Here is a 1,870-nt window from a genome sequence, read left to right as displayed (position 1 = left end):
TTAAAACTATGCCAAGCGGTAAGAAAAGAAAAAGACATAAAATGGCTACTCACAAGCGTAAAAAACGTTTAAGAAAAAACAGGCACAAGAAAAAATAAATAAGTCACTTGTAATAATACGCTGAGAAACCGGCTGCTATTCAGCCGATTCTTACATTTATTACGTATGACTTATAATCTCAAAGACCTCCACGCCATGCGTTCGGAGGTTCTTGTGTTATAGAATTATTCTGGTGTTGTACGCTGGCAGTATTATGCTGCCATTAAATGAGTAGCTGTTGGTAAAGGAATTAATTATCAATTCGGCCCCGAACGGGGTGACTATCGCTTTACTGCAGGACAAACAACTCGTAGAACTTCACACGGAGCACGTTAACAACAATTATGCTGTTGGCGACATTTACCTGGGGCGAATAAAAAAGATTATGCCCGGGTTGAATGCTGCTTTTGTAGATGTAGGCTACGAAAAGGATGCCTTCCTGCATTATCTTGACCTGGGGCCCCAGGTTCAGTCATTGATTAAACTGACTAAGATAGTAAAGAATGGCAGTTATAAGGATAAACTGCTGAATAGTTTCAAGCTGGAGGAAGACATTAATAAATCCGGCAAGATCTCTGAGGTACTGAACCGCAACATGTTGCTGCCTGTTCAGATTGCCAAAGAACCAATTTCAACTAAAGGGCCACGCTTAAGCTCTGATCTTTCGATTGCAGGAAGATTTGTAGTCCTGGTGCCTTTCTCTGATTCGATATCTATTTCGAAGAAGATTAAAAGTAATACAGAAAGAAGCCGTTTAAAGAAAATAGTTGAAAGTATTAAACCCAGGAATTTCGGTGTAATCATCCGCACTGTATCCGAGGGTAAAGGTGTTGTGGAACTGCAGAAAGATTTGCTGGACCTTATTGCGCGTTGGGAATCTTTTGCTTCACGTCTTTCTACAACCGAGCCATCTAAGAAGATATTAGGTGAAATGGGGAGGACGTCAACCATATTGAGAGATATCCTTAATGCCGATTTTACTAACATTCACGTTAACGATAACGGAATTTACGAAGAGATCAGGTCTTATGTTCAGGGGATCTCGCCTGAGCTCGAAAAGATCGTTAAGCTTTACAAGCATAAAGAGCCGGTATTTGAACACTTTGGAGTTGAAAAACAAATAAAGGCTGCTTTCGGCCGTACCGTTAACCTTGCAGGGGGGGCTTACCTGGTTGTTGAGCATACTGAGGCACTGCACGTGATTGATGTTAACAGTGGGAACAGAACTGCAAATCCGGAGAATCAGGAGGAGAATGCTCTCCAGGTTAATAAGGAGGCGGCCAGGGAAATAGCCAGGCAACTGCGCTTGCGCGATATGGGGGGTATTGTGGTTGTTGATTTTATCGATATGCACAAGCCGAATAACCGTAAAGAGCTTTTTGATTATCTCAGACAGCAGATGACGCTCGACAGGGCGAAGCATACGATCTTGCCTCCGAGTAAGTTTGGACTTGTTCAGATTACGCGGCAGCGTGTGCGTCCGGAGATGAACATTGTCACCAATGAAAAATGTCCGGCCTGTAATGGTACCGGAGAAATTAAAGCCAGCATCGTGCTGATGGATGATATAGAGAGTAACCTCACCTACATTCTGAATGAGCAGAATGAGAAAAAAGTAACTCTTTGTGTTCACCCTTATATTGAAGCATATATCAAGAAGGGTTTTATCACCCGGCAATGGCGCTGGTTCCTCAATTTCGGAAAATGGATAACTGTAAAAAGTATCCCCTCCTATTATTTAACCGAATTCCACTTCCTCAACTCCAAAGAAGAAGAGATTAAATTATAAAAACAAAAGCCGGATGTCAATACCTGACATCCGGCTTTTGTT

General features: G+C 42.1%; 1 protein-coding gene. It reads left to right on the top strand.

What is annotated here, in order from left to right; genetic code table 11:
• Nucleotides 1–277 precede the first annotated feature (277 nt).
• On the top strand, nt 278–1,828 hold the full coding sequence (locus DDR33_RS09250; protein ID WP_109415487.1) for an Rne/Rng family ribonuclease: 1,551 nt from the start codon (nt 278–280) through the stop codon (nt 1,826–1,828).
• Nucleotides 1,829–1,870 lie beyond the last annotated feature (42 nt).

The organism is Pararcticibacter amylolyticus (assembly GCF_003130405.1).
Lineage (GTDB): Bacteria > Bacteroidota > Bacteroidia > Sphingobacteriales > Sphingobacteriaceae > Arcticibacter > Arcticibacter amylolyticus.
Note: the sequence above shows the minus strand (reverse complement) of the source record. Positions and strands in the feature narration are given on the sequence as shown.